The organism is Streptomyces sp. ISL-1 (genome assembly GCF_018614585.1).
GTDB classification, from domain to species: domain Bacteria; phylum Actinomycetota; class Actinomycetes; order Streptomycetales; family Streptomycetaceae; genus Streptomyces; species Streptomyces maoxianensis.
Window position 1 is genome coordinate 62187 of record NZ_JAGGOI010000037.1, and the last position, 24503, is coordinate 86689.

General features: G+C 71.5%; 19 protein-coding genes. 10 read left to right on the plus strand and 9 right to left on the minus strand.

Annotated features, from left to right (window positions below):
• Positions 1-85: 85 nt before the first annotated feature.
• Genes J7E87_RS26380 through J7E87_RS26410 form a run of 7 tightly spaced genes read right to left on the minus strand, consistent with a single transcriptional unit; the run spans position 86 to position 8244 of the window.
• Positions 86-886 (minus strand): CoA ester lyase, encoded by an 801-nt coding sequence (locus J7E87_RS26380; protein WP_215097037.1) that lies wholly within the window; start codon positions 884-886, stop codon positions 86-88.
• Positions 883-2088, minus strand: coding sequence for a CaiB/BaiF CoA-transferase family protein (locus J7E87_RS26385; RefSeq protein ID WP_215097038.1), 1206 nt, complete (start codon positions 2086-2088; stop codon positions 883-885). The genes J7E87_RS26380 and J7E87_RS26385 overlap by 4 nt, the downstream gene beginning before the upstream one ends.
• Entirely contained in the window at positions 2085-2972 is an 888-nt protein-coding gene (gene rbsK / locus J7E87_RS26390; protein ID WP_215097039.1) for a ribokinase, read from the minus strand. The genes J7E87_RS26385 and rbsK overlap by 4 nt, the downstream gene beginning before the upstream one ends.
• Positions 2969-4600 carry an ADP-ribosylglycohydrolase family protein gene (locus J7E87_RS26395; protein WP_215097040.1) on the minus strand — a complete coding sequence of 544 codons (1632 nt, stop codon included), beginning with the start codon at positions 4598-4600 and terminating at the stop codon, positions 2969-2971. The genes rbsK and J7E87_RS26395 overlap by 4 nt, the downstream gene beginning before the upstream one ends.
• Complete coding sequence (locus J7E87_RS26400; RefSeq protein ID WP_215097041.1) at positions 4597-5760, minus strand: ADP-ribosylglycohydrolase family protein; 1164 nt, start codon at positions 5758-5760, stop codon at positions 4597-4599. The genes J7E87_RS26395 and J7E87_RS26400 overlap by 4 nt, the downstream gene beginning before the upstream one ends.
• Positions 5726-7189 carry an ADP-ribosylglycohydrolase family protein gene (locus J7E87_RS26405; protein WP_374195228.1) on the minus strand — a complete coding sequence of 488 codons (1464 nt, stop codon included), beginning with the start codon at positions 7187-7189 and terminating at the stop codon, positions 5726-5728. The genes J7E87_RS26400 and J7E87_RS26405 overlap by 35 nt, the downstream gene beginning before the upstream one ends.
• Complete coding sequence (locus J7E87_RS26410) at positions 7189-8244, minus strand: ADP-ribosylglycohydrolase family protein (protein WP_215097042.1); 1056 nt, start codon at positions 8242-8244, stop codon at positions 7189-7191. Before J7E87_RS26410 ends, J7E87_RS26405 begins: the two co-directional genes overlap by 1 nt.
• A gap of 208 nt (positions 8245-8452) precedes the next feature.
• Here J7E87_RS26410 and J7E87_RS26415 point away from each other — a divergent pair, with 208 nt between their 5' ends.
• The 5 genes from J7E87_RS26415 (at position 8453) to J7E87_RS26435 (ending at position 17274) form a co-directional block, all read left to right on the plus strand.
• Positions 8453-9181 (plus strand): VIT1/CCC1 transporter family protein, encoded by a 729-nt coding sequence (locus tag J7E87_RS26415; RefSeq protein ID WP_215097043.1) that lies wholly within the window; start codon positions 8453-8455, stop codon positions 9179-9181.
• Positions 9182-9774: 593 nt separating this feature from the next.
• Entirely contained in the window at positions 9775-14340 is a 4566-nt protein-coding gene (gltB, locus tag J7E87_RS26420) for a glutamate synthase large subunit (RefSeq protein WP_215097044.1), read from the plus strand.
• Positions 14333-15793 carry a glutamate synthase subunit beta gene (locus J7E87_RS26425; protein WP_215097045.1) on the plus strand — a complete coding sequence of 487 codons (1461 nt, stop codon included), beginning with the start codon at positions 14333-14335 and terminating at the stop codon, positions 15791-15793. Before gltB ends, J7E87_RS26425 begins: the two co-directional genes overlap by 8 nt.
• 201 nt (positions 15794-15994) lie before the next feature.
• Entirely contained in the window at positions 15995-16714 is a 720-nt protein-coding gene (locus J7E87_RS26430; RefSeq protein WP_215097046.1) for a VWA domain-containing protein, read from the plus strand.
• Entirely contained in the window at positions 16711-17274 is a 564-nt protein-coding gene (locus tag J7E87_RS26435) for a HutD family protein (RefSeq protein WP_215097047.1), read from the plus strand. The genes J7E87_RS26430 and J7E87_RS26435 overlap by 4 nt, the downstream gene beginning before the upstream one ends.
• Before the next feature lie 160 nt (positions 17275-17434).
• On the opposite strand, the gene J7E87_RS26440 is transcribed toward J7E87_RS26435, so the two are convergent.
• Positions 17435-18757 (minus strand): acyl-CoA dehydrogenase family protein, encoded by a 1323-nt coding sequence (locus J7E87_RS26440; RefSeq protein ID WP_215097048.1) that lies wholly within the window; start codon positions 18755-18757, stop codon positions 17435-17437.
• Positions 18757-19902: an acyl-CoA dehydrogenase family protein gene (locus tag J7E87_RS26445; protein ID WP_215097049.1), complete on the minus strand. Its 1146-nt coding sequence runs from the start codon at positions 19900-19902 to the stop codon at positions 18757-18759. Before J7E87_RS26445 ends, J7E87_RS26440 begins: the two co-directional genes overlap by 1 nt.
• A 46-nt stretch (positions 19903-19948) precedes the next feature.
• Between J7E87_RS26445 and J7E87_RS26450 the strand changes: the two genes are divergently transcribed.
• The 5 genes from J7E87_RS26450 to J7E87_RS26470 form a co-directional block, all read left to right on the plus strand.
• Positions 19949-20737: an SDR family oxidoreductase gene (locus tag J7E87_RS26450; protein ID WP_215097050.1), complete on the plus strand. Its 789-nt coding sequence runs from the start codon at positions 19949-19951 to the stop codon at positions 20735-20737.
• A gap of 15 nt (positions 20738-20752) precedes the next feature.
• Entirely contained in the window at positions 20753-21370 is a 618-nt protein-coding gene (locus J7E87_RS26455) for a TetR/AcrR family transcriptional regulator (protein WP_215097051.1), read from the plus strand.
• A 17-nt stretch (positions 21371-21387) separates the two neighbouring features.
• Complete coding sequence (locus J7E87_RS26460; RefSeq protein ID WP_215097052.1) at positions 21388-22545, plus strand: acetyl-CoA C-acetyltransferase; 1158 nt, start codon at positions 21388-21390, stop codon at positions 22543-22545.
• Positions 22546-22742: 197 nt separating this feature from the next.
• Positions 22743-22946, plus strand: a complete 204-nt coding sequence (locus J7E87_RS26465) for a cold-shock protein (RefSeq protein ID WP_003969786.1) — start codon at positions 22743-22745, stop codon at positions 22944-22946.
• A 93-nt stretch (positions 22947-23039) separates the two neighbouring features.
• On the plus strand, positions 23040-24503 hold a 1464-nt coding region (locus tag J7E87_RS26470), incomplete at its 3' end, for a DEAD/DEAH box helicase (RefSeq protein ID WP_215097053.1).

Here is a 24503-nt window from a genome sequence, read left to right on the forward strand (position 1 = left end):
CAGGACCGAAAGGGTCCCGGCGGCCTCGTGCGTTTCTCGTCTGATCCTGCGCCCTTCGTTCCTTCGTTCCTGGGCTCCGCCGCGCCTATCCGCCCTCGCGTCGCGCAAGGGAGAGGGTCCGCTGCGCGGCGGCCACGATCGCGGCGTCCACGAAGCGGCCGTCCGGCAGGGCCAGCGCGCCCTCGTCCGTTGCGGCAGCCTTGACGACCTCCTCCGCGGCCTCGATCTCCTCGGGCGTGGGGCGGAACGCGCGCTCGATGACCGGGAGCTGGCGGGGGTGGATGGCCGCCCTGCCCAGGAAGCCGAGAGCGCGGCCGTGGGTGCAGGAGGCGTAGAGGGCGTCCAGGTCGCGGATGTCGGGGAAGACCGACTGGACCGGTGGCGCCAGACCGGCCGCGCGGGCGGCGACCACGATGCGGGTGCGCGGCCAGTCGAGGCCGGTGCCGTCCCGTATGCCGAGGTCGGCGCGGAGGTCGGCCTCGCCGATGGCGATTCCGTGGACGGCGGGGTGTGCGGTGGCGATGGAGTACGCGTGTTCGATGGCGAGAGCGGATTCGAGGAGCGCGTAGAGGGGGACGCCGGGGGCGCGGGCGGCGATCCGCCGGATGTCAGTGGCGTGTGCGACCTTGGGGATACGCAGAGCACGGAGGCCGGGGAGAGTGGTCAGGGCCTCGACGTCATGGGGGGTGTTGATGCGGACATGGACCGGAAGCGTCTGGGGGGATGCGAGAAGTTCGGCTGTGGCGGCCAGCGCGTACTTCTTGCGGTCGGGGGACACGGCGTCCTCCAGATCGACGATCACGACGTCGGCGCTGGACGCGAGGGCCTTGTGCACGACCTCGGGCCGGTCCCCGGGGGCGTACAGCCAGGTGAGGGGGGTGGTCATAGGGCGCCCTGGGTGCGCAGAGCGGTGATGTCGGCCCGGGACAGGCCGAGTTCGGTGAGGACCTCCTCCGTGTCGGCGCCGTGCGGGCGGCCGGCCCAGCGGATGGCACCGGGGGTCTCGGAGAGTCGGAAGATGACGTTCTGCATCCGAAGGGGGCCGAGTTCGGGGTCGGGGACTTCGGTGATGGTGCCCAGCGCCTGGTATTGGGGGTCTTCCATGACGTCACGGATGTCGTAGATCGGTGCGATCGCCGCTTCGGCCTTCTCGAAGGCGGCCATGGCCTCGGCTCGGGTGCGGCAGGCGATCCAGCCGCCGACCGCCGCGTCGAGTACATCGGCGTGCTCGGCGCGGCCGCTTCCGGTGCTGAACCACGGCTCGTCGATCAGCTCCGGGCGGCCGACCAGATGCATGACGCGTTCGGCGATGGACTGGGCAGAGGTGGAGACGGCCAGCCAGGAGCCGTCGGCGGTGCGGTAGGTGTTGCGCGGGGCGTTGTTGCGGGAGCGATTGCCGGTCCGTGTCTGTACGTACCCGGTCTGGTCGTACCAGAGGGGCTGCGGGCCGAGCACGGTCAGGATCGGCTCGATGATCGCCATGTCGATGACCTGGCCGCGGCCGGTGGCGGTGCGGGCAGTGAGCGCGGTCATGACGGCGTACGAGGTGGCGAGCGCCGCGATCGAGTCGGCGAGGCCGAACGGAGGGAGGGTGGGCGGACCTTCGGGCTCGCCGGTGATGGAGGCGAAGCCGCTCATCGCCTCGGCGAGGGTGCCGAAGCCGGGGCGGTGGGAGTACGGGCCGAACTGCCCGAAGCCGGTGACCCGGGTCAGGACGAGGCGGGGGTTGGCCGTGCTCAGCTCCTCCCAGCCGAGCTGCCATTTTTCGAGGGTGCCGGGGCGGAAGTTCTCGATGATCACGTCGGCGGTCGTCGCGAGACGCAGGAGGGTCTCGCGCCCGCCGGAGGTGGACAGGTCGAGGGTGACGGTGCGCTTGTTGCGGCCGAGCAGCTTCCACCACAGGCCCACGCCGTCCTTGTCGGGGCCGTGGCCCCGGGAGGGATCGGGCCGGGTGGGGTGCTCGACCTTGATGACCTCCGCGCCGAAGTCGCCGAGCATGGTGGCGGCCAGCGGCCCCGCGAAGAGCGTGGCCAGGTCGAGGACGCGCAGGCCGGTGAGGGGAGCGGGCGGCGGGGGAGTGTGGGTCATGAGGCGTCGTCGATCTCTGAGCGGTACGGCATGGAAGTGGAGGCGCCGGGGCGCTGGACGCACAGGGCGGCGGCGGCCGAGGCCCAGCTGAGGGCCTGCTGTACGGGCCTGCCCTCGACGAGCGCGACGGCGAGTGCGCCGACGAAGGTGTCACCGGCGCCGGTCGTGTCGACGGCCCGTACACGAGGCGCGGGCACGGTGACGGGAGCCGAGCCCCGGGCCGCGTACAAGCTGCCCGCCGACCCGAGCGTGATCACGACCTCGGGGACCTGACGCAGCAGCGCCTCGGCGGCCATGTGCGGGTCGGCAACCCCGGCCAGGGTGGCCGCCTCGTGCTCATTGGGCACCAACAGGTCGGTGACGGCGAGGAGTTCGGGAGGAAGGGGCTGGGCGGGTGCAGGGGTGAGGATGGTCCGTACTCCGTGCCGGCGCGCGGCTTCGGCGCCGTCGAGCACGGCGCTGAGGGGCAGTTCGAGCTGGAGGAGCAGTGCGTCGGAGGTGGCGATGAGGGCCTCGTCGCCGGGGCCGAGGGCGGTGACGGCGCCGTTCGCTCCGGGAATCACGACGATCGAGTTGCCGCCTTCGTCGTCGACGACGATGTGCGCGGTGCCGGAGGGGCCTTCCGCGGTGCGCAGCAGGTCGGTGTCGACGCCGGACGCTTCGAGTGTGTGCCTCAGCAGCTCGCCGAATTCGTCCGAGCCGACCGCGCCGATCATCGCGACGTCGCCGCCGGCGCGGGCGGCGGCGACGGCCTGGTTGGCGCCCTTGCCGCCGGGGATCGTGCGGAACTCCCTTCCGGTGACGGTCTCTCCGCGTTTCGGCGCGTGCGGGACGTACGCGACGAGGTCCATGTTGGTGCTGCCTAGCACCACGATGCCGGTCATGGGCGGACTGCCTCCTGGCGAGTGAGGTGGGCGAGGGTGTCGAAGCCGACGCCGTCGAATCCGGCGACGGAGGTGGCGAGACGATTCTTGAGGGGGATGGTCCAGCGGTCGGGAATCGCGGCGGGGTGGCCGGCGAGCAGACCCGCGATGGAGCCGGCGGTCGCGCCGTTGGAGTCGGTGTCCCAGCCCCCGGAGACGGCACGGCAGATGGAGCCGGTGAAGTCGCCGTCGGCGTGGGTGAGGGCGGCGGCGAGGAGGGCGGCGTTGGGGATGACGTGGACCCAGTGGTGGTGGCCGAGGGCGGTGTGGAGGCGGTCCACGACGATGTCGAAGCCGGGTTCGGCGCGGGCGGCGTCGATGCCGAGGCGGATGGCCTTGGCGAGCCGGGAGCGCGGGGGGATGACGGTGAGGCCGGTCCGCAGACACTGGTGGACGTCGCTCCGGCCGCCGGCCCCGGCGGCGATGGTGGCCGCGATGAACATCGCGCCGTAGATGCCGTTCGCGGTGTGGGTGAGCGACGCGTCGCGATGGGCCTGCGTGGCGGCCGCCGCGGGGTCGCCGGGGTGCGTCCAGCCGTGCATGTCGGCGCGGATGGCGGCGCCGATCCACTCCCTGAAGGGGTTGCGGTGGGCGGCGGTGAGCGGGGGTTCGACGCCGGAGAGGAGATTGCGGTAGGCGACGCGTTCGGCGGTGAAGGTACGGCCCGCCGGAAGCTCGTCGAGCCAGAGCCGGCCGAGCTGAGCGGTGGTGAACGCCTTTCCGTGGCGCTGGAGGAGAAGCAGGTTCAGGAGGGGGTAGTTGAGATCGTCGTCCTCGGGCATCCCGTCGATGTTCTCGGCCAGTGAGGTATCGGCGGACCGGCGATTCCACGGGTGTGCGGCGGCGAGGTCCGGGGGGAGGCCCTTGGCCGTGAACCATGTGTGGAGGGGCCAGTTGCCGGTGGCGCGGGCGATGCCGCGGATGGCGTGGAGGGGGAGCTTTTCGACGGGCTTGCCCAGGAGGCAGCCGATGGCGCGGCCGAGCCAGGAGGCGTGCAGGGCGTCGGGGCGGGGCCGCCTTTCCCCTGACCGGCCCTCCCCCGGAGCTTCGCCCGGGTGGGGGTGCCCCCGCCGCAGCCCGGGGGAGTATCCCCATCCCGAACCTGGGGGCAGGCCCCCGGCCCCCAGGCTCCTCGGCGCCGCGCGTGAGAAAGGGGTGGTGCTCTGCGCTGCGCGGGAGCCCGACGCCCCGGGCCAAGATGCTTCCGGCGGTCGGTCCACGGACTGGGCGTCGCCTGCGGGCCGCTGCTCGCGGAAGGAAACAGGTTGCCGCCCGCGGGCGTCAGCCGGGGGCGGCGTGGCGGGCCAGGCCGGGCAGGCTGCCTTGATCAGTGCGAGAGGCGTCGGCTCCCGCTCCGCCAACGGGGACGGCAGCAGGGCCAGTTCGTCCAGCAGCTCGTGCGCCAGCACCCGGAGCTCCGGGGGCGCTGGTGACGCGGACGCTCCGTCCCGCGGCGGGGCCGGGGAGCCACCCGCGCGTGCCCAGCGGGCGCGGATCTCCCGCGCGTCGCGGCCGTCCTCGTCCGCCTGGCGCAGTTCGTGGACCACCAGGTCCTCGGGCTGGACCCAGGTGAGCCGCAGGCCGGTCATCGCGGATCCGTCAGATGGGCGAACGCCGATTCATGGGCGCGGCGGCGGGTCGTGTCGCGGTCGAAGATCTCGCGGCTGACCGCGGTCAGCGCCGTCGCCGGGGCGTGCAGGTCGAGGCGGCTGGCCTCGGCGACCGACTTCGCCCAGTCACTCGGCACCGCGGCCTCGCCGTGGAGCGCGCCCGCGATCGCCCCTGCCATCGTGGCGATCGAGTCGCAGTCACGGCCGTAGTTGACGGACCCGAGGACCGTACGGCGGTAGTCGCCGCCGCCCACCAGAAGCATGCCCAGGGCGATCGGGAGTTCCTCGATGGCGTGCAGCCGGGAGGGCCGGCGGGCGGCCAGCGACGGGGCGCGGTAGTCCGGGCCGACCGTGTCGAAGGGGGCGACGGCCGCTCGCAGCGGGGCCAGTGCCGACTCGAAGTCCGCGTGGTGCGGGGCGACTTCGGCCACCGCCTCGATCGCCGCGCCCGTGCCGTCCTTGGCCAGCGAGAGTGCCGCGTCCACGACCGTCGTGGGCGTCGCGCCGGGCAGGAACGCCGCGGCGACCGCCGCAGCGAAGACGCCCGCCGCCTCACGTCCGTACGAGGACTGGTGCGCGCCCGCGATGTCGATGGCCTCGGCGTAGGCGGCCGCCGGATGCGCCGCGTTCACCAGGCCCACCGGGGCCATGTACATCGCCGCGCCGCAGTTGACGATGTTGCCGACGCCCGCCTCGCGCGGGTCGTTGTGCCCGTAGTGCAGGCGGGCCACCATCCACTTCTCGGCGAGGAAGACGCGCTGCAAGGGGAGCGCCTCCGTCTCGAGCTCCGGAATCCAGCGGGGGTTCGACATCAGGTCCGGAACCAGATGGTCGGCGACGGCGTATGCGTCGAGGTGGTCGCGGACGGTGGTGTACACGCGGATCAGCGCGTGCGTCATCAGGGTGTCGTCTGTGACGTGCCCGTCGCCCTTGTGGTACGGGGCGATGGGGCGGGCGGTGCGCCAGTCGTCGCCGTGCCACGGGCCGACGATGCCGTGGACACGGCCGCCGTGCCGCTCCACGATCTGCTCCGGGGTGTAGCCCTCGACCGGGCCGCCGAGCGCGTCACCGACCGCCGCGCCGATCAGGCTGCCGGTGATCCGGTCATCGAGTGTGAGCGTCGCGAGTGTCGTCGTCATGCCGGAATTGTCCACCCGGGGCGGTCAGTTCCGTGTGCGCGAGCAGCCCGGCGAGTTCTACGAGATCCGTGCCGGCGAGCCGGGGGAGCGCGCAGCCGGCCAGGGTGCGGCAGGCGTCGCGCCAGGTGACCGGCACGGCATCGCCGCCGCCGAGCGCGCCGGTCAGGGCGCCGGCGAGGGCGGGCGCGGAGTCGGCGACACGGGACAGGCAGGCGGCCGCGGGCACGGCTTCGGCAACCCGGCCGCGGGCGGCGGTGGCGAGGGCGAGGGCGACGGGGACGGTCTCGGCGGCGGCGATGCCGTAGCTGTAGACATGGTCGACGATCTGGTGCTCCAGGAGCGGTACGAGTTCGAAGGCGCCGTGGGCGTCGCGGGCGAGCTTGACGGCGTGCTGGGCGTTGCGGCCGATTTCGGTGGCGTCGGGGAGTTGGGCGAGGGCGGCGTCGACGGCGTCGTCGACACTCGCCCCGCCGAGCGCCGCGGCCACGGCGGCGGCCATGGCGCGGGCGCCGTGCACCCCGTCGCCGTCCTGGCTGTAACGCGCGTCGAACTCGGCGAGCGCGGCGGCGGCGGCCGGGTCGCCGGGGTGGACGACGGCCAGGACGACGGCGCGTACGCAGGCGGCGTCATCGAAGAAGTGCGGGTTGTCGTGGCCGGTGGCGGGCGGGCGCAGGCCGGTGGCCAGATTGCCGAGCCCGGCGCGTACGGAGATCCGGGCGCGGAGGGGGAGTACGGCGGACTCGACCTCGGGGGCCCGGTCGGCGGCGGCGGCGACCTCGCTGGCGAGGGAGTTCCAGGCGAGGTCGACGGCGGCGCGCATCCGGCGGCCGGGGGCGAGCCCGGCGAACAGGTCACCGGCGGCCGTGAGCACGGTCTCGGCAGCGAAGGCGGCCCACTCGGCGTCGTCGGAGGGGCCGAGGCGGAGGGGTTCGGGGGGCTGGTTGAGGGCGATGGGGACGGGGAGCGTGGTGGTCGCGTTCTGCTCGGCGAAGTTGTCGAGCTCACGGGTGAGCCGCCGGGTCCACTCGGGCATCCGCGCGGCCCGATGCCGCGCGGCGGGCCATCCGGCGGCGTCCCCCGCGGCGAGCCCGAGGAGCAGCCCTTCGATGGGCCGGGACGGGGTGCGACCGAGGCCCACGGAATAAGGGCCGGTCCCCCCGGAAGCGCTAGGCGCCTCGCGCGACTCGCGTGCCCCGCGAGGGTGGGATCCCGACGCCTGCGTGCGACCGGACGCCGCGCCCACGCCCAGCGGCCCGCCCGGAGCCGGTGCCCGGCCAGCCGCGGTGCTCGTCGCTTCGCGTGTCGCGGGCCGCCTCTCCGCGGTGCTGCCGCGGCCCCCGCCCGCGCCCGGGCGCGGCGGCCCGTCCGCCTCGGGGCTCGGCGAGCTCGCCGGGGCTGGGCCGTCGAGTCCCGCGTTCTCGCTTGTCATCACGCCGCCTGCGGGTCGTCGTCCGGAGTGAGCAGTTCCGCGATGTCCAGGACGTGGTAGCCCGTCATCGAGGGGAGGCAGCTGCCGCGGACCGGGCCGATGGCCGAGGACCATTCCGGGGGGATCGCCCCGGCCCCGGACATCGCCCCGGCCAGCGCGCCCGCGACCGCCGCCGTGGTGTCCGCGTCGCGGCCCATGTTGACCGCGGTCAGGACCGACGTACGGAAGTCTCCGCGAGCCGCCGCGAACGCGCCGAACGCCAGGCCGACCGCCTCCGGGGCCAGGTCCGTCCATGGGTAGCCGCCGATCACCACCGCCGAGCGGACCGCCCGTTCCATCGCCAGGGTGTGCGCATGTGTACGCTGCGCCGCGACCACCGCGCGGCGCAGGGAGCGGGCCGTCCAGGAGTCCATCGGGACCACCGAGAGCGCCGCGCCGATCACCCCGGCCGGGCCCGCGCCCGTCATCGCCGCGGCGACGCCCGCCGCCACGGCCTGCCCGCCGTAGATGCCCTCCCCGTCGTGGCTGACGGTGCCGTCGATCGCGACCAGCCGCGCCGCCTCCGCCGGGTGTCCCGCCGCGAAGACGCCGAAGGGCGCCGCGCGCATCGCCAGCCCGTCGCTCCACGCGTGCCGGTGCTGGGCCGAGATGGGGGCGGCGAGCCCGCGCCGCAGATTCTCCAGGGTGCCGCGTTCGCTGAACCCCGCCCCGCGGAACGGGCCTTCGTCCAGATCCGCGATCCACAGGTGCCACGCCGTCTCGACATGCGCGACGGTCAGCGCCGAGCCGTGCCGAGCCAGCAACAGGCCGGAGAAGATCGCGTACTCCGTGTCGTCGGTACCCGCCGGGTCCTCGCTCACGAAGCCTTCGATACGGCCCCACCGGCGGCGGATCTCGGACGGCCGCATGTTCTCGGCGGGAGCGCCGAGCGCATCGCCCACCGCGAGGCCGAGCAGTGCGCCGCAGGCCCGGTCGCGGAGTACGGCGGCGGTCGTCACAGGGGCGGTGGGGGCGCGGTCGGCGGGATCAGCGGGATTGCATGCAATCAACTCCATGGGGCGGGCCCCTTTCGCGCGCACCGAGCCTGTTCCTGCATCTGTGCCACACGCGATACGCGACGAGTCTGAGAAACGTGTCTGTCACCCGCCTGACTACAGGTAAGTACGGCCTGCCTTGCTGGCGCGGCCCTTACATCGTGCGTATTTTCGAGGGTGTTGAGGGGGGAGCGGACCATCGGGCCCGCTGCCGGAGAAGGGGAGAACTGTGTCCATCATCGAAACCGGGGCGACGCTCCACGCAGCGCACCGCGACAACCACACCCACCGTGATGTCAGCGGCGGCTGGTTGCGCCCCGCGGTTTTCGGCGCGATGGACGGACTGGTCTCCAACCTCGCCCTGATGACCGGTGTCGCGGGCGGCGCCGTGTCCCAGCAGACCATCGTCATCACAGGGCTCGCCGGACTCGCCGCGGGCGCCTTCTCGATGGCGGCCGGCGAATACACCTCGGTGGCCTCCCAGCGGGAGCTCGTCCAGGCCGAACTGGACGTGGAGCGGCGGGAGTTGCGCAAGCACCCGGTCGACGAGATGGAAGAGCTCGCCGCGCTGTACGTGGCTCGCGGCGTGGAGCCCGCGCTTGCCCGCGAAGTGGCGATGCAGCTCTCCAGGGACCCCGAGCAGGCGCTGGAGATCCACGCCCGCGAGGAGCTCGGCATCGACCCGGACGACCTGCCGTCGCCGACCGTCGCCGCCGTCTCGTCCTTCGGCTCGTTCGCGCTGGGCGCGCTGCTGCCCGTGCTGCCGTATCTCCTCGGCGCGAGCTCCCTGTGGCCCGCGGTGCTGCTCGCGCTGGTGGGGCTCTTCGCCTGCGGCGCACTCGTCGCCCGGGTGACCGCGCGCAGCTGGTGGTACAGCGGACTGCGCCAGCTGGTCCTCGGCGGCGCGGCGGCGGCCGTCACCTACGGGCTCGGGGCGCTGCTCGGCCTGGCTCTCTGACCCGCGGCGCGCGCACACGCGGCCCCGTGGCCCTCTGATCCGCGCCCTGCGCGCAGCCGCGCCGTGCGCACCCGCGCACCCGTGGCTCACTGACCCGCGCCCCCCGGAAGCGGCCCGCGCACCCCGGGTCCCGGCGTCCGCGCCCCCTGACCCGTGGCCGTCTGATCCGCGCCCCCGGGCCCGGCGAAACCACTGAGCAGCCCGCCGGCTCCCACCAGGGGCCGGTGCCTCCGTGTGCGCCCCGGCCGCCGCCCCGAAGGTTTGTGACGTACCTCCCCCCTCCGAATACCCCCATCAGGTGAGACACTGTGGATGGCGCTACATATGCAGCCGTTACTCCGCGGTTTCGACCCCTTAACCACCGGGCATGAGCCGTAGGCGCTGCCGGCAATGAAGCCTGCTCTGAGACGGACCCAGGGACATCGATCTGTCCGACTGTGTCCCCCTTCACCGCTACCGCGCGGTGTCCGCATGTTGGAATGACCTATCCGCTTTCCGAGAAGCACTCCATCATGTAACCTGCACGAAATTTCGCGGAGGGCCAACGTCGTCCCTCGGTAGTTGCATATGCCACGACGACGACGGGAGTGCCGATGCGTTCCGACGCCTGGTCGCCCATGGACGGTCGCCCCACCCCCCAGGGGATGTACGACCCCCGTAACGAGCACGACGCCTGCGGCGTCGGGTTCGTGGCCACCCTTACCGGTGTTGCCAGCCATGAGCTGGTCGAGCAGGCGCTGACCGTACTGCGTAATCTCGAGCACCGCGGTGCCACCGGCTCCGAGCCCGACTCTGGTGACGGCGCCGGCATCCTGCTTCAGGTCCCGGACGCATTTTTGCGTGAGGTCACCGGCTTCGAGCTTCCCGAGGCCGGTTCGTACGCCGTCGGCATCGCCTTCCTGCCGGCCGACGAGACCGCCGGCGCCGTCTCACGTATCGAGACGATCGCCGCCGAAGAGGGCCTGACGGTCCTCGGCTGGCGCGAGGTCCCGGCCTCCCCGGATCTGCTCGGCAACGGCGCGCGCGCCACCATGCCGGCCTTCTCCCAGCTCTTCGTGTCGGACGGACCCGACGGCAGCAAGGGCATCGCGCTGGACCGCAAGGCGTTCGTGCTGCGCAAGCGCGCCGAGCGCGAGGCCGGCGTCTACTTCCCCTCGCTCTCCGCCCGCACCATCGTTTACAAGGGCATGCTGACCACCGGCCAGCTGGAGCCCTTCTTCCCGGACCTCTCCGACCGCCGCCTGGCGACCGCCGTCGCGCTCGTGCACTCGCGGTTCTCGACCAACACCTTCCCGAGCTGGCCGCTCGCCCACCCGTACCGCTTCGTCGCGCACAACGGCGAGATCAACACGGTCAAGGGCAACCGCAACTGGATGCGTGCCCGTGAGTCGCAGCTCGCCTCCGAGCTCTTCGGCGCGGACAAGCTGGAGCGGATCTTCCCGGTGTGTACGCCGGACGCCTCCGACTCCGCGTCCTTCGACGAGGTCCTTGAGCTCCTGCACCTCGGCGGCCGCTCGCTGCCGCACTCCGTGCTGATGATGGTCCCCGAGGCGTGGGAGAACCACGACTCCATGGACCCGGCCCGGCGCGCCTTCTACCAGTACCACTCCACGATGATGGAGCCCTGGGACGGCCCGGCCTGCGTCACCTTCACCGACGGCACCCAGGTCGGCGCGGTCCTCGACCGTAACGGTCTGCGCCCCGGACGTTACTGGGTCACCGACGACGGACTCGTCGTCCTCTCCTCCGAGGTCGGCGTCCTCGACATCGACCCGGCCAAGGTCGTCCGCAAGGGCCGCCTCCAGCCCGGCAGGATGTTCCTCGTCGACACCGCCGAGGGCCGCATCATCGAGGACGACGAGATCAAGTCCGCGCTCGCCGCCGAGCTTCCGTACCAGGAGTGGCTCGAGGCCGGCGAGATCGAGCTCGAGGACCTGCCCGAGCGTGAGCACATCGTCCACACTCACGCCTCGGTCACCCGCCGCCAGCAGACCTTCGGGTACACCGAGGAGGAGCTGCGCATCATCCTCGCGCCCATGGCCAGGACCAGCGGTGAGCCGCTCGGCTCCATGGGCACGGACTCCCCGATCGCGGCCCTGTCCGAGCGGCCCCGGCTGCTCTTCGACTACTTCACCCAGCTGTTCGCGCAGGTCACCAACCCGCCGCTGGACGCCATCCGCGAGGAGCTCGTCACCTCGCTGTACTCCTCGCTCGGCCCGCAGGGCAACCTGCTGGAGCCGACCGCGGCCTCCTGCCGGTCCGTCACGCTGCCCTTCCCGGTGATCGACAACGACGAGCTGGCCAAGCTCATCCACATCAACGCCGACGGCGACATGCCGGGCATGACCGCCGCGACCCTCTCCGGTCTCTACCGCGTGAGCGGGGGCAGCGACGCCCTCGCGGCCCGTATCGAGGAGATCTGCGCCGAGGCCGACGCCGCCATAGAGGACGGCGCCCGCCTGATCGTCCTCTCGGACCGGCACTCGGACGCCGAGCACGCGCCGATCCCGTCACTGCTGCTCACCTCCGCCGTGCACCACCACCTCATCCGCACCAAGCAGCGCGCCCAGGTGGGTCTGCTCGTCGAGGCCGGCGATGTACGCGAGGTGCACCATGTCGCGCTTCTCATCGGCTACGGCGCGGCCGCGGTCAACCCGTACCTGGCGATGGAGACGGTCGAGGACCTGGTCCGCGCCGGCACCTTCATCGAGGGCCTGGAGCCCGAGAAGGCCATCCGCAACCTGATCTACGCGCTGGGCAAGGGCGTCCTGAAGGTCATGTCCAAGATGGGCATCTCGACCGTGGCCTCCTACCGCGGCGCGCAGGTCTTCGAGGCCGTCGGCCTCGACGAGACCTTCGTGGAGAAGTACTTCAACGGCACCGCCACGAAGATCGGCGGAGCCGGACTCGACGTCGTCGCCAAGGAGGTCGCAGCCCGGCACGCCAAGGCCTACCCGGCTTCCGGCATCGCGGCCTCGCACCGTGCGCTGGAGATCGGCGGCGAGTACCAGTGGCGGCGTGAGGGCGAGCCGCACCTCTTCGACCCGGAGACGGTCTTCCGGCTGCAGCACGCCACGCGCTCGCGCAGCTACGACATCTTCAAGAAGTACACCGACCGGGTGAACGAGCAGTCCGAGCGGCTGATGACGCTCCGTGGCCTGTTCGACTTCAAGAGCGACCGCGGGCCCATCCCGCTCGAAGAGGTCGAGCCGGCCTCCGAGATCGTCAAGCGCTTCTCCACCGGCGCCATGTCGTACGGCTCGATCTCCCGCGAGGCGCACGAGACCCTCGCCATTGCCATGAACCGGCTGGGCGGCAAGTCCAACACCGGCGAGGGCGGCGAGGACGCGGACCGTCTGTACGACCCGGAGCGCCGCTCGTCCATCAAGCAGGTCGCTTCCGGCCGCTTCGGTGTGACCTCTGAGTACCTGGTCAACGCGGACGACATCCAGATCAAGATGGCGCAGGGCGCGAAGCCCGGCGAGGGCGGCCAGCTGCCCGGCCACAAGGTCTACCCCTGGGTCGCCAAGACCCGGCACTCGACCCCGGGCGTCGGTCTGATCTCCCCGCCGCCGCACCACGACATCTACTCCATCGAGGACCTGGCTCAGCTGATCCATGACCTCAAGAACGCCAACCCGGCCGCCCGCATCCATGTGAAGCTGGTCTCCGAGGTCGGCGTCGGCACGGTCGCCGCGGGTGTCTCCAAGGCGCACGCGGACGTCGTGCTGATCTCCGGCCACGACGGCGGCACCGGCGCCTCTCCGCTCACTTCGCTGAAGCACGCGGGCGGCCCCTGGGAGCTCGGTCTCGCCGAGACCCAGCAGACCTTGCTGCTCAACGGCCTGCGCGACCGCATCGTCGTCCAGACCGACGGCCAGCTCAAGACCGGCCGTGACGTCGTCATCGCCGCGTTGCTCGGCGCCGAGGAGTTCGGTTTCGCGACCGCGCCGCTCGTCGTCTCCGGCTGCATCATGATGCGCGTCTGCCACCTGGACACCTGCCCGGTCGGCATCGCCACACAGAACCCGGTGCTGCGCGAGCGGTTCGCCGGCAAGGCCGAATATGTCGTCAACTTCTTCGAGTTCATCGCCGAGGAGGTCCGTGAGCTCCTCGCCGAGCTGGGCTTCCGTTCGCTCGAAGAGGCCGTCGGCCACGCGGAACTGCTCCAGACCGAGCGAGCCGTGAACCACTGGAAGGCGCAGGGCCTCGACCTGGCTCCGCTCTTCTATGTTCCTGAGCTGCCGGACGGCGCGGTGCGCCATGCGCTGATCGAGCAGGACCACGGCCTGGAGAAGGCGCTCGACAAGGAGCTGATCCAGCTCGCCGCCGAAGCGCTGAACGCCGCCACGGCCGAGGAGGCCCAGCCGGTCCGCGCGCAGGTCGCGATCCGCAACATCAACCGGACCGTCGGCACGATGCTCGGTTACGAGGTGACGAAGAAGTTCGGCGGCGCGGGTCTGCCCGACGACACCATCGACATCACCTTCACCGGCTCGGCCGGCCAGTCCTTCGGCGCGTTCGTCCCGCGGGGCATCACGCTGCGCCTGGAGGGCGACGCCAACGACTACGTCGGCAAGGGTCTCTCCGGCGGCCGCATCATCGTCCGCCCGGACCGGGGCGCCGACCACCTCGCCGAGTACTCCACCATCGCGGGCAACACCATCGCCTACGGCGCGACCGGCGGCGAGCTGTTCCTGCGAGGCCGCACCGGCGAGCGGTTCTGCGTCCGCAACTCCGGCGCCACGGTCGTCTCGGAGGGCGTGGGCGACCACGGCTGCGAGTACATGACCGGCGGCCACGCGGTGGTGCTCGGTGAGACCGGACGTAACTTCGCGGCCGGCATGTCCGGCGGTGTCGCGTACGTCATCGACCTCGACCCCGACAACGTCAACGTCGGCAATGTCGGTGCCATCGAGGCCCTCTCGGACTCCGACAAGCAGTGGCTGCACGATGTCGTGCGCCGCCACGAGGAGGAGACCGGCTCGACCGTCGCGTCGAAGCTGCTGGCCGAGTGGTCCCTCGCGGTGGACCGGTTCAGCAAGATCATCCCGACCACGTACAAGGCAGTGCTCGCCGCCAAGGACGCCGCTGAGCTCGCCGGTCTCTCCGAGCAGGAGACCACCGAGAAGATGATGGAGGCGGCGACCAATGGCTGATCCCAAGGGCTTCCTGACCACCGGGCGCGAGGTCGCAACGACCCGCCCCGTCGCGGAGCGCGTGAAGGACTGGAACGAGGTCTACGTTCCCGGCTCGCTGCTGCCGATCATCAGCAAGCAGGCCGGGCGCTGCATGGACTGCGGTATTCCGTTCTGCCACAACGGCTGTCCGCTGGGGAACCTCATCCCCGAGTGGAACGACTACGCCTACCGCGAGGACTGGGCGGCCGCGAGCGAGCGGCTGCACGCGACCAACAACTTCCCGGAGTTCACCGGCCGTCTGTGCCCGGCTCCCTGCGAGTCGGCGTGTGTCCTTGCCATCAACCAGCCGGCCGTCACCATCAAGAACGTCGAAGTGTCGATCATCGACAAGGCGTGGGACAGCGGCGACGTCACCCCCCAGCCGCCGGAGCGGCTCTCGGGCAAGACGGTCGCGGTCATCGGCTCGGGTCCGGCTGGTCTGGCCGCGGCGCAGCAGCTGACCCGGGCCGGTCACACGGTCGCGGTGTACGAGCGGGCCGACCGCATCGGCGGGCTGCTGCGGTACGGCATCCCCGAGTTCAAGATGGAGAAGGTGCACATCAACCGCCGCATCGAGCAGATGCGCGCGGAGGGCACCAAGTTCCGCACGGAGATCGAGATCGGCCGCGACATCGACGCGGCGAAGCTGCGCAAGCGGTACGACGCGGTGGTCGTCGCGGCCGGCGCGACCGTATCGCGCGACCTGCCCGTCGCGGGCCGTGAGCTGAACGGCATCCACTTCGCCATGGACTACCTGCCGCTCTCCAACAAGGTCCAGGAGGGCGACTTCGTGGCTCCGCCGATCACGGCGGAGGGCAAGCACGTGGTCGTCATCGGCGGCGGCGACACCGGCGCGGACTGCGTCGGCACGGCGCACCGGCAGGGCGCGGCCTCCGTCACGCAGCTGGAGATCATGCCGCGTCCCGGCGAGGAGCGGCCGTCGGGCCAGCCGTGGCCGACGTTCCCCATGCTGTACAAGGTCAGCTCGGCGCACGAGGAGGGCGGCGAGCGGGTCTACTCCGTCTCGACGACGCACTTCGAGGGCGACGACGAGGGGAACGTTCAGTCCCTGCATCTCATCGAGGTGGAGTTCGTCGACGGCAAGCTCACCCAGAAGCCGGGCACGGAGCGCAAGCTCCCCGCGCAGCTGGTCACGCTGGCCATGGGCTTCACCGGCACGGACCGGGAGAACGGCCTGGTCCGGCAGTTCGGCCTGGAGTTGGACGAGCGCGGCAACATCGCCCGGGACGCGGACTTCGCGACGAACGTGAAGGGCGTGTACGTCGCGGGTGACGCGGGCCGTGGGCAGTCGCTGATCGTGTGGGCGATCGCCGAGGGCCGCTCCGCGGCGCGCGGTGTGGACCGCTACCTGACGGGGGCGAGCCAGCTGCCGGCTCCGATCCGCCCGACGGACCGTGCGCTGACGGTCTGAGTTCCACCTCCACTGGACGTCCCGTACAACGGTGTACGGGCTGGTTGAAACCGGGGGACACCCCCGGATCTCGTAACGCGGCGCCTGCTCTGTCCCCGACCGGACAAAGGGCAGGCGCCGCGGTGCGTTCCGGACCCAATCCCGCCGGACGTAGTCTCGTCTCTCACGTGTCTCCCGTCATATGGAACGAACGGAGCCCGCATGGCGGCCATCAGTCTCCGCAAGATCGAGGAGACCGCGCCCGCGCTGGTCAGCCTCTACAAGAGCGCCGGCGTCTGTCTGGAGAAGAACCGGCTGAGCGGGGAGCGGGCGGCGGTCTATCTGGTGCTCGACTACTCCGGCTCGATGAAGGACTACTACAAGGACGGCAGCGTCCAGGCCCTCGCCGACCGGGTGCTCGGTCTGTCGGCCCACCTCGACGACGACGGATCCGTGCCCGTCGTCTTCTTCTCCACCGACATCGACGCGGTCACCGACATCGCCCTGGAGAACCACCGCGGCCGGGTCGACGAGATCGTGGCGGGCCTCGGGCACATGGGCAAAACCAGCTACCACCTGGCCATGGACGCGGTCATCGACCACTACATCGACAGCGGCTCGACCGCGCCCGCACTCGTCGTCTTCCAGACGGACGGCGGCCCGATCAGCAAGCACGCCGCGGAACGCTATCTGTGCAAGGCGGCGAAGCTGCCGCTTTTCTGGCAGTTCATCGGCTTCGGCAACAAGCGCAGCTCGCAGTTCGACTTCCTGCACAAGCTCGACGAACTCGCCGTCCCCGCCAAGCGCGCCGTCGACAACGCGGGCTTCTTCCACGCCGGACTCGATCCGCGGCAGGTCCCGGACGCCGAGCTGTACGACCGGCTGGTCGCCGAGTTCCCGAGCTGGCTGGCCGCCGCGCGTACGCAGGGCATCGTGCGATGACGGTACGGGTGCTGAGGGCAGCCGACCGGACGGCCGTGCCGTGGAAGAACGGCGGCGGCGTCACCCGCGAGATCGCCGTCTCGCCAAAGGGCGCCGGGACGGACGCCTTCGACTGGCGGATCAGCCTCGCGGATGTCGGCGCGGACGGACCCTTCTCCGCGTTCTCGGGGATCGACCGGACGCTGACCGTGGTCGAGGGCGCCGGGATGGACCTCATGGTGGGCGGCGAGCACCACATCGTCGACGAGCAGTACTGGCCGCACGACTTCCCCGGGGACTTGGAGACGGATGGCCGTCTCCTCGAGGGGCCCGTCGTGAACTTCAACGTGATGTACCGCAGGGGGCGTACGGAAGCGGAGACCGCAGTCGTGCGCGGCACCGTCCGGCTCATGGTGCCCGAGGGCGGGGCGGTCCTGGCCGTAGCGCTCGAGGACGGCGCTGTGCTCGATGGGACGGGCATCGAACTTGACCGCTACGACGCGGTGTTGGCGACGGGCGAGTCGCCGGGTGTGCTCCGGACGCAGGGGTTCGCGGTGGTGGTCACACTGTCGAGCGAGTGAGCGGGTCTACGGCGCGGGTACCACGGCGGAGTTCAAGCCGCCGGTTCCGTTCCATCGCTTCCGGGTGGCCGAGTGGCCGGGTGGCCGGGTGGAGCTGGTCGAGGTGATGCGGACGTACGTCGAGGGCGCGGAACCGGTCGTAAGGGCCTGGTCCGGGTGCTCAAGCGCCCAATACCCGCGCCCGGCACTGGGCGGGGGTGCCCCAGGCATCCCGCAGCGGCCGCGCCTTGCGCAGCCAGAGCGAGAGGTCGAGCTCGTCGGTGTAGCCGACCGCTCCATGGAGCTGGAGTGCGGTGCGGGCCGCGGCGTACGCGGCCTCGCCCGCGGTCACCTTGGCCGCCGCGATATCGGCGGGGGCCATCGACAGGGCGGCTCCGTAGAGCAGCGGCCGGGCGAACTCGAGCCCGATGAGGGTGTCCGCCAGCCGGTGCTTGACCGCCGGGAAGGACCCGATGGCGGTCCCGAACTGGGTGCGCTGTTTGACGTACGCAACGGTCCGGTCGAGGAGAGCGAGCCCGACTCCGAGGGCTTGGGCGGCCGTGACGAGGGCGGCGACGTCCGCGGCGTACGCAAAGGCGTCGGCGACGTGCGCGCCTTCGGCGAGGACCTCACCCCCGCCTGCGGGCTCGGCCAACCGCCGGACGGGATCGAGGGACGAACGCACGGGCCCGTGCCCGGGAGCGAGGCGAAGGACCGCGCGGGGAGCGTTCGGGCTCGCGCCGGCGCTACCGGCGCGCGCGCCCACGCGTCTCCCCCCGCCGGGCGTGACGCCCCCGTGCGCGGTGCGCCCGTCCGTGCCGGTCCCGATATCTCCGACAGGGGCGTACGTTGCGTCCGCTTCCACCTCGCGCGCGCCCGCGTCGCGGGTCGAGGGAGCGTCCGCGCCGGTCCTGGTGCCGACGTTCGTGCCGGGCGTGACGTCTCCCTGCGCGGTGTGCCCGTCCGTGCCGGTCCCGATATCTCCGACGGGGGCGTACGTTGCGTCCGCTTCCACCTCGCGCGCGCCCGCGTCGCGGGTCGAGGGAGCGTCCGCGCCGGCCCCCTCCACCACCAGCATCACCGTCGCCGCGTCCGCGTCCAGCGCGAGCAGGCCCCCCGCGCCCGCCGCCATTGTCGCCACCGCGTCGCCCGATGCCAGGGGCGGCAGCATGCGCTTCGCCGGGGACGCGTCGCCCTGTTCGGCCAGACGTGTCAGCAGCGCCGCCGCGGCCACCGTCTCCACCAGCGGGCCCGGGACCGCATGGCGGCCCAACTCCACGAAGGCCACCATAAGTTCGACCGGGAGCGGGCCCACTCCCTCGTACGGCTCCGGGATCGCGAGGCCGAAGACCCCCGCCTCGGCCAGGCGTGACCACAGCGCCAGGCCCGGGGCGTGGTTCCCGGTGGACCAGGCACGGGCGGTCGACGGTGTGTCCGACGCCGTGAGCAGCGCGTCCAGCGAGCGCGCGAACGCAGCCTGTTCGTCGTCAAGCAGAAAGCGCATTAGCGACGGCCCTTCGGAAGTCCGAGCAGACGCTCGGCGATGATGTCGCGCTGGATCTCGTTCGTACCGGCGTAGATGGGACCGGCGAGCGAGAAGACGTACCCCTGAACCCACTCGCCTTCCGCCAACTCCCCTTCAGCGCCCAGCAGATCGAGCGCGGTCTCGTGCAGGGCGATGTCGTACTGCGACCAGAAGACCTTGTTCAGGCTGGACTCCGCGCCGATACTCGCCCCCGCGGCGAAGCGCGAGGCATTCGCGTAGGTGAACAGCTGATACGCACGCGCGCCGATCACCGCGTCCGCGACCCGGTCGCGCAGCGCCGTGTCGGCCGGATCGCCGCCCGCCCGCCACTGCTCTACGAGACGGGCCGCCGCGGCGAGGAAACGGCCGGGGGAGCGAAGCGTCAGCCCCCGCTCGCTGCCCGTCGTGGACATCGCGATCCGCCAGCCCCGACCGGGCTCGCCGATCACGTCCTCGTCGGGAACGAAGACCTCGTCGAGGAAGATCTCGGCGAAGGCCGGCTTGCCGTCCAGACGGCTGATGGGACGGACCGTCACTCCCGGCGCCGACAGGTCGAACATCAGGTAGGTGAGGCCGTGATGCGGCATCGGCGCATCGGGGTCGGTGCGGAAGATGCCGAACGCCCGGTCCGCGAAGGCCGCCCGTGAGGACCAGGTCTTCTGCCCGCTCAGCAGCCAGCCCCCGTCCGTCCGCACCGCGCGGGACCTCAGCGACGCGAGGTCGGAGCCCGCCTCGGGCTCCGACCATGCCTGCGCCCAGATCACCTCGCCGCTCGCCATCGCGGGCAGCACGCGCGCCCGCTGCTCCCGCGTGGCGTGGTCGAAGAGCGTGGGGGCGAGGAGACTGATGCCGTTCTGCGAGACCCGCCCCGGGGCGCCCGCCGCGTAGTACTCCTCCTCGAAGATCAGCCACTGGAAGATGTCGACGCCCCGGCCGCCGTACTCCCGCGGCCAGGAGACGACCGACCAGCGGTCCGCGTGGAGCCGGGCCTCCCACGCGCGGTGCGCCGCGAAGCCCTCCCGAGTCTCCAGCGACGGAAGGGGCTCAGCGGGCACATGCGCGGCGAGCCAGGCGCGGGCCTCGGCCCGGAAGGCCTCCTCGTCGGCGGAGTGGTGGAGGTCCATTCGCGCATCCTTCCCTAACAAGTGTTTGGTAGGTTAACCTGCGGCCGTGACGGACAACAGGGCGCAGTACGTACCGGGTCACGACCTCCTGAAAGGCCGCACCGCCGTGATCACCGCGGCGGCCGGCGCCGGGATCGGCGGCGCGACCGCCCGGAGATTCCTCGAGGAAGGCGCGCGCATCCTCATCGGCGACGCCCACGCACGCCGCCTCAAGGAGACCGAGGCCGCGCTCACCGAGGAGTTCGGCCCGGCCGCCGTGGCCTCACTGCCCTGCGACGTCACCGACGAGGCCCAGGTCCAGGCGCTGTTCGAGAAGGCCGTACGGGACCACGGCGGCCTCGACATCGTGGTCAACAACGCGGGTCTCGGCGGTACCGCAGCACTCGTCGACATGAGTGACGAGCAGTGGGACAAGGTCCTCGACGTCACCCTGAATGGCACCTTCCGCTGCACCAGGGCCGCCCTGCGCTCCTTCCGGGCCACCGGCCGCGGCGGGGTGATCGTCAACAACTCCTCCGTCGTCGGCTGGCGCGCCCAGGCCGGCCAGGCCCACTACGCCGCCGCCAAGGCCGGAGTCATGGCCCTCACCCGCTGCGCGGCGATCGAGGGCGCGGAGTACGGCGTCCGCGTCAATGCCGTTGCCCCCAGCCTCGCCATGCACCCGCACCTGGTGAAGGTCACATCGGCCGAACTGCTTCAGGAGCTGACCGCCAAGGAAGCCTTCGGGCGGTACGCCGAACCGTGGGAGATCGCGAATGTCATCGTCTTCCTCGCCGGCGGCTACTCCTCGTACCTGACCGGCGAGGTCGTCTCCGTCAGCAGCCAGCATGCGTAGGACGAGAATGGTCGGGTGCCGACCAAAAGCAAGAAGAAGACCCAGGTGACCGCCTCGCCCGAGCGCCGCCGCGAGCTCCTCGACATCGCCGCCGAGGTGTTCGCAGCCCAGGGGTACAACGCCACCACCGTCCGCAAGATCGCGGACGAGGCGGGGATGCTCGCCGGCAGCCTCTACTACCACTTCGATTCCAAGGAATCGATGCTCGACGAGATCCTCTCCACCTTCCTCGACGAGCTCTGGCAGGGGTACGACGCCGTACTCGCCGCCGGGCTCGGCCCGAGGGAGACCATCGAGGCCCTGGTCACCGAGTCCTTCCGGGAGATCGACCGGCACCGCGCGGCCGTCGCGATCTACCAGAAGGAGTCCAGGCAGCTGGCCGCGCAGCCCCGCTTCCACTACCTGACCGACTCGCAGCAGAAGTTCGAGAAGGCGTGGCTCGGGACGCTTGAGCGCGGCGTCGCGGAACGGGTCTTCCGCGCCGACCTGGACATCCGGCTCACCTACCGGTTCGTGCGCGACACCGTGTGGGTGGCCGCCTCCTGGTACCGGCCGGGCGGGCAGCACAGCCCCGAGGAGATCGCCCGGCAGTACCTGTCGATGGTGCTGGACGGGATCGCCGTACGTACATAACCGATCGAGGAGTCGTCATGGCCGAGGCCTACATAGTCGAAGCGGTACGCACCCCGGTGGGCAGGCGCAAGGGCGGACTGTCCGCGGTCCACCCGGCGGACCTGGGCGCGCATGTACTGAAAGCCTTGGTCGCACGCTCCGGTGTCGATCCGTCCGCCGTCGAGGACGTCGTCTTCGGCTGCCTGGACACGGTGGGTCCGCAGGCCGGCGACATCGCCCGTACGGCATGGCTGGCGGCGGGACTGCCCGAAGAGGTCCCGGGCGTGACGATCGACCGCCAGTGCGGGTCTTCGCAGCAGGCCGTGCACTTCGCGGCGCAGGGCGTGCTGTCGGGCACCCAGGGACTGGTCGTCGCGGGCGGCACCCAGAACATGACGCAGATCCCGATCGCGTTCGCCTCCCGGCAGGCCGCCGAGCCGCTCGGGCTGGCCGAAGGCCCGTTCGCGGGCAGCGAGGGCTGGCGGGCCAGGTACGGCGACCAGCCGGTCAACCAGTTCCACGGCGCGCAGCTGATCGCGGAGAAGTGGGGGATCTCGCGGCGCGACATGGAGGCCTTCGCACTCACCTCCCACCGGCGTGCGGTCCGCGCGATCGACGAGGGCCGCTTCGAGCGGGAGACCGTGGCGTACGGCGCCGTCACGGCCGACGAGGGTCCGCGGCGCGACACGACACTGGAGAAGATGGCGGCCCTGAAGCCGGTCCTGGAGGGCGGCACCATTACGGCCGCCTGTTCCTCGCAGGTCTCGGACGGCGCGGCGGCGATGCTGATCGCGAGCGAGCGGGCCGTGACCGAGCACGGCCTCACCCCGCGGGCCCGGATCCACCATCTCTCGGTACGGGGCGAGGACCCGATCCGGATGCTGTCGGCCCCGATCCCGGCGACGGCGTACGCGCTGAACAAGACCGGCATGTCGATCGACGACATCGACCTGGTCGAGATCAACGAGGCCTTCGCGCCCGTGGTGCTCGCCTGGCTGAAGGAGACCGGCGCGGACCCGGACAGGGTCAATGTGAACGGCGGCGCGATCGCGCTGGGCCATCCCCTGGGCGCCACGGGCGTGAAGCTGATGACGACGCTGCTGCATGAACTGGAGCGGACGGGAGGCCGGTACGGATTGCAAACGATGTGTGAAGGGGGAGGTCAGGCCAACGTCACGATCATCGAACGACTGTGAACACGAGCCTTTTCGGCGCGGCCGTGCTACGGTGAGGGCGTTGCAGTTTTGGTACCCATGAACTTTGTGTGCGCCTGACGAGAACGCTTCCTCAGGCGCACATTACTGTTTCCGGATTCTCCGGATGGGGCTCAATATCGCGACGGGGAACTCACGAAGTGTGAGTTTCCGGCTTGCCCCTGTTTTAGGAGAATGACATGGCTACTGGAACCGTGAAGTGGTTCAACTCGGAAAAGGGCTTCGGCTTCATTGAGCAGGACGGCGGCGGCGCCGACGTCTTTGCCCACTACTCGAACATCGCCACCTCGGGCTTCCGCGAGCTCCAGGAGGGCCAGAAGGTTTCCTTCGACGTCACGCAGGGCCAGAAGGGCCCGCAGGCGGAGAACATCGTCCCGGCCTAACAGCCGGACGCGAACCTCGCAGCCGGGGCCCGCACCGTGAAGGTGCGGGCCCCGGCTTGTGCTGTCTCAGATGCCCAGGAGGGCAATATCCGCATGACTCGCTCCGAACGCCCGGCCCGCCCGACCCGAAAGCGCCCGGTCAATTCCCGCGCCAAGGGCCCTGTGAAGGGTTCCGGTAAGGCTCCCGCCCGCAAGGCGGCGCCCCCGCAGGAATTCACGCTGCCGGAAACCATCACACCCGCGCTGCCCGCCGTCGAGGCGTTCGCCGAGCTGGACATGCCGGCCGCCCTGCTGAAGACCCTCGTGGCGCAGGGCGTGACCGAGCCGTTCCCCATCCAGGGCGCGACCCTGCCGAACTCCCTCGCCGGCCGCGACATTCTCGGCCGAGGGCGCACCGGATCCGGCAAGACCCTCGCCTTCGGGCTCGCGCTGCTCGCCCGCATCGCGGGCCGGCGCGCCGAGCCGCGGGCGCCGCTCGCGCTCGTCCTCGTACCGACGCGTGAGCTCGCACAGCAGGTCACCGACGCCCTCTCGCCGTACGCGACTTCCGTGCAGCTGCGGCTGACGACGGTTGTCGGCGGGCTGTCGATCAGCAAGCAGTCGGGCGCGCTGCGGCGCGGCGCCGAGGTGCTCGTGGCCACGCCCGGGCGGCTCAAGGACCTGATCGAGCGGGGCGACTGCGTGCTCGACCAGGTGGCGATCACCGTCCTCGACGAGGCCGACCAGATGGCCGACATGGGCTTCATGCCGCAGGTCACGGCGCTGCTCAAGCAGGTCGAGGCCGACGGTCAGCGGATGCTGTTCTCGGCGACGCTGGACAAGAACATCGACCGGCTCGTACGGATGTTTCTCACCGATCCCGTGGTGCACTCCGTCGACCCGTCCGCGGGCGCGGTCACCACGATGGAACACCATGTGCTGCACGTGGCGGACGAGACGGACAAGAAGGCCGTGGCGACGCGTATCGCGGCCCGCGACGGCCGGGTGCTCCTCTTCGTGGACACCAAGCGCGGGGCCGACCGGTTCACCAAGCGGCTGCTCGCCAGTGGCGTACGGGCGGCGGCCCTGCACGGCGGCCGCTCGCAGCCGCAGCGCAACCGCACGCTCGACCAGTTCAAGAACGGGCAGGTCACCGCGCTGGTCGCGACGAATGTGGCGGCCCGTGGCATCCATGTCGACGATCTCGACCTGGTCGTGAACGTGGATCCGCCGGTCGACCACAAGGACTATCTGCACCGCGGTGGGCGTACCGCGCGGGCGGGCGAGTCCGGCAGCGTAGTGACGCTGGTGCTTCCCGAGCAGCGGCGTGAGATGACCCGGCTGATGGTGGACGCGGGCATCGAGCCGCGCACGGCGAGGGTCAAGTCGAGCGACGACGAGCTCAGCCGTCTCACCGGGGCGCGCGAGCCGTCGGGGGTCGCGGTCACGATCGAGGTGCCGGTGCCGGTCGTCCAGCAGCGCCCGCAGCGCCGCCGAGCGCAGGTCCCCGCGCAGGGTGGCCGCGGCGGCGCCCAGTCCGGCACCGCGGCCGGCGGCCGCACCCGAGGACGCCGGGGT

What these genes read in the sequence shown, in the direction of transcription:
- J7E87_RS26380 (WP_215097037.1), bottom strand. Translation starts at nt 886, where the DNA reads ATGACCACCCCCCTCACCTGGCTGTACGCCCCCGGGGACCGGCCCGAG.
- J7E87_RS26385 (WP_215097038.1), bottom strand. Translation starts at nt 2,088, where the DNA reads ATGACCCACACTCCCCCGCCGCCCGCTCCCCTCACCGGCCTGCGCGTC.
- rbsK (WP_215097039.1), bottom strand. Translation starts at nt 2,972, where the DNA reads ATGACCGGCATCGTGGTGCTAGGCAGCACCAACATGGACCTCGTCGCG.
- J7E87_RS26395 (WP_215097040.1), bottom strand. Translation starts at nt 4,600, where the DNA reads ATGACCGGCCTGCGGCTCACCTGGGTCCAGCCCGAGGACCTGGTGGTC.
- J7E87_RS26400 (WP_215097041.1), bottom strand. Translation starts at nt 5,760, where the DNA reads ATGACGACGACACTCGCGACGCTCACACTCGATGACCGGATCACCGGC.
- J7E87_RS26405 (WP_374195228.1), bottom strand. Translation starts at nt 7,189, where the DNA reads ATGACAAGCGAGAACGCGGGACTCGACGGCCCAGCCCCGGCGAGCTCG.
- J7E87_RS26410 (WP_215097042.1), bottom strand. Translation starts at nt 8,244, where the DNA reads ATGGAGTTGATTGCATGCAATCCCGCTGATCCCGCCGACCGCGCCCCC.
- gltB (WP_215097044.1), top strand. Translation starts at nt 9,775, where the DNA reads ATGCGTTCCGACGCCTGGTCGCCCATGGACGGTCGCCCCACCCCCCAG.
- J7E87_RS26425 (WP_215097045.1), top strand. Translation starts at nt 14,333, where the DNA reads ATGGCTGATCCCAAGGGCTTCCTGACCACCGGGCGCGAGGTCGCAACG.
- J7E87_RS26430 (WP_215097046.1), top strand. Translation starts at nt 15,995, where the DNA reads ATGGCGGCCATCAGTCTCCGCAAGATCGAGGAGACCGCGCCCGCGCTG.
- J7E87_RS26435 (WP_215097047.1), top strand. Translation starts at nt 16,711, where the DNA reads ATGACGGTACGGGTGCTGAGGGCAGCCGACCGGACGGCCGTGCCGTGG.
- J7E87_RS26440 (WP_215097048.1), bottom strand. Translation starts at nt 18,757, where the DNA reads ATGCGCTTTCTGCTTGACGACGAACAGGCTGCGTTCGCGCGCTCGCTG.
- J7E87_RS26445 (WP_215097049.1), bottom strand. Translation starts at nt 19,902, where the DNA reads ATGGACCTCCACCACTCCGCCGACGAGGAGGCCTTCCGGGCCGAGGCC.
- J7E87_RS26460 (WP_215097052.1), top strand. Translation starts at nt 21,388, where the DNA reads ATGGCCGAGGCCTACATAGTCGAAGCGGTACGCACCCCGGTGGGCAGG.
- J7E87_RS26465 (WP_003969786.1), top strand. Translation starts at nt 22,743, where the DNA reads ATGGCTACTGGAACCGTGAAGTGGTTCAACTCGGAAAAGGGCTTCGGC.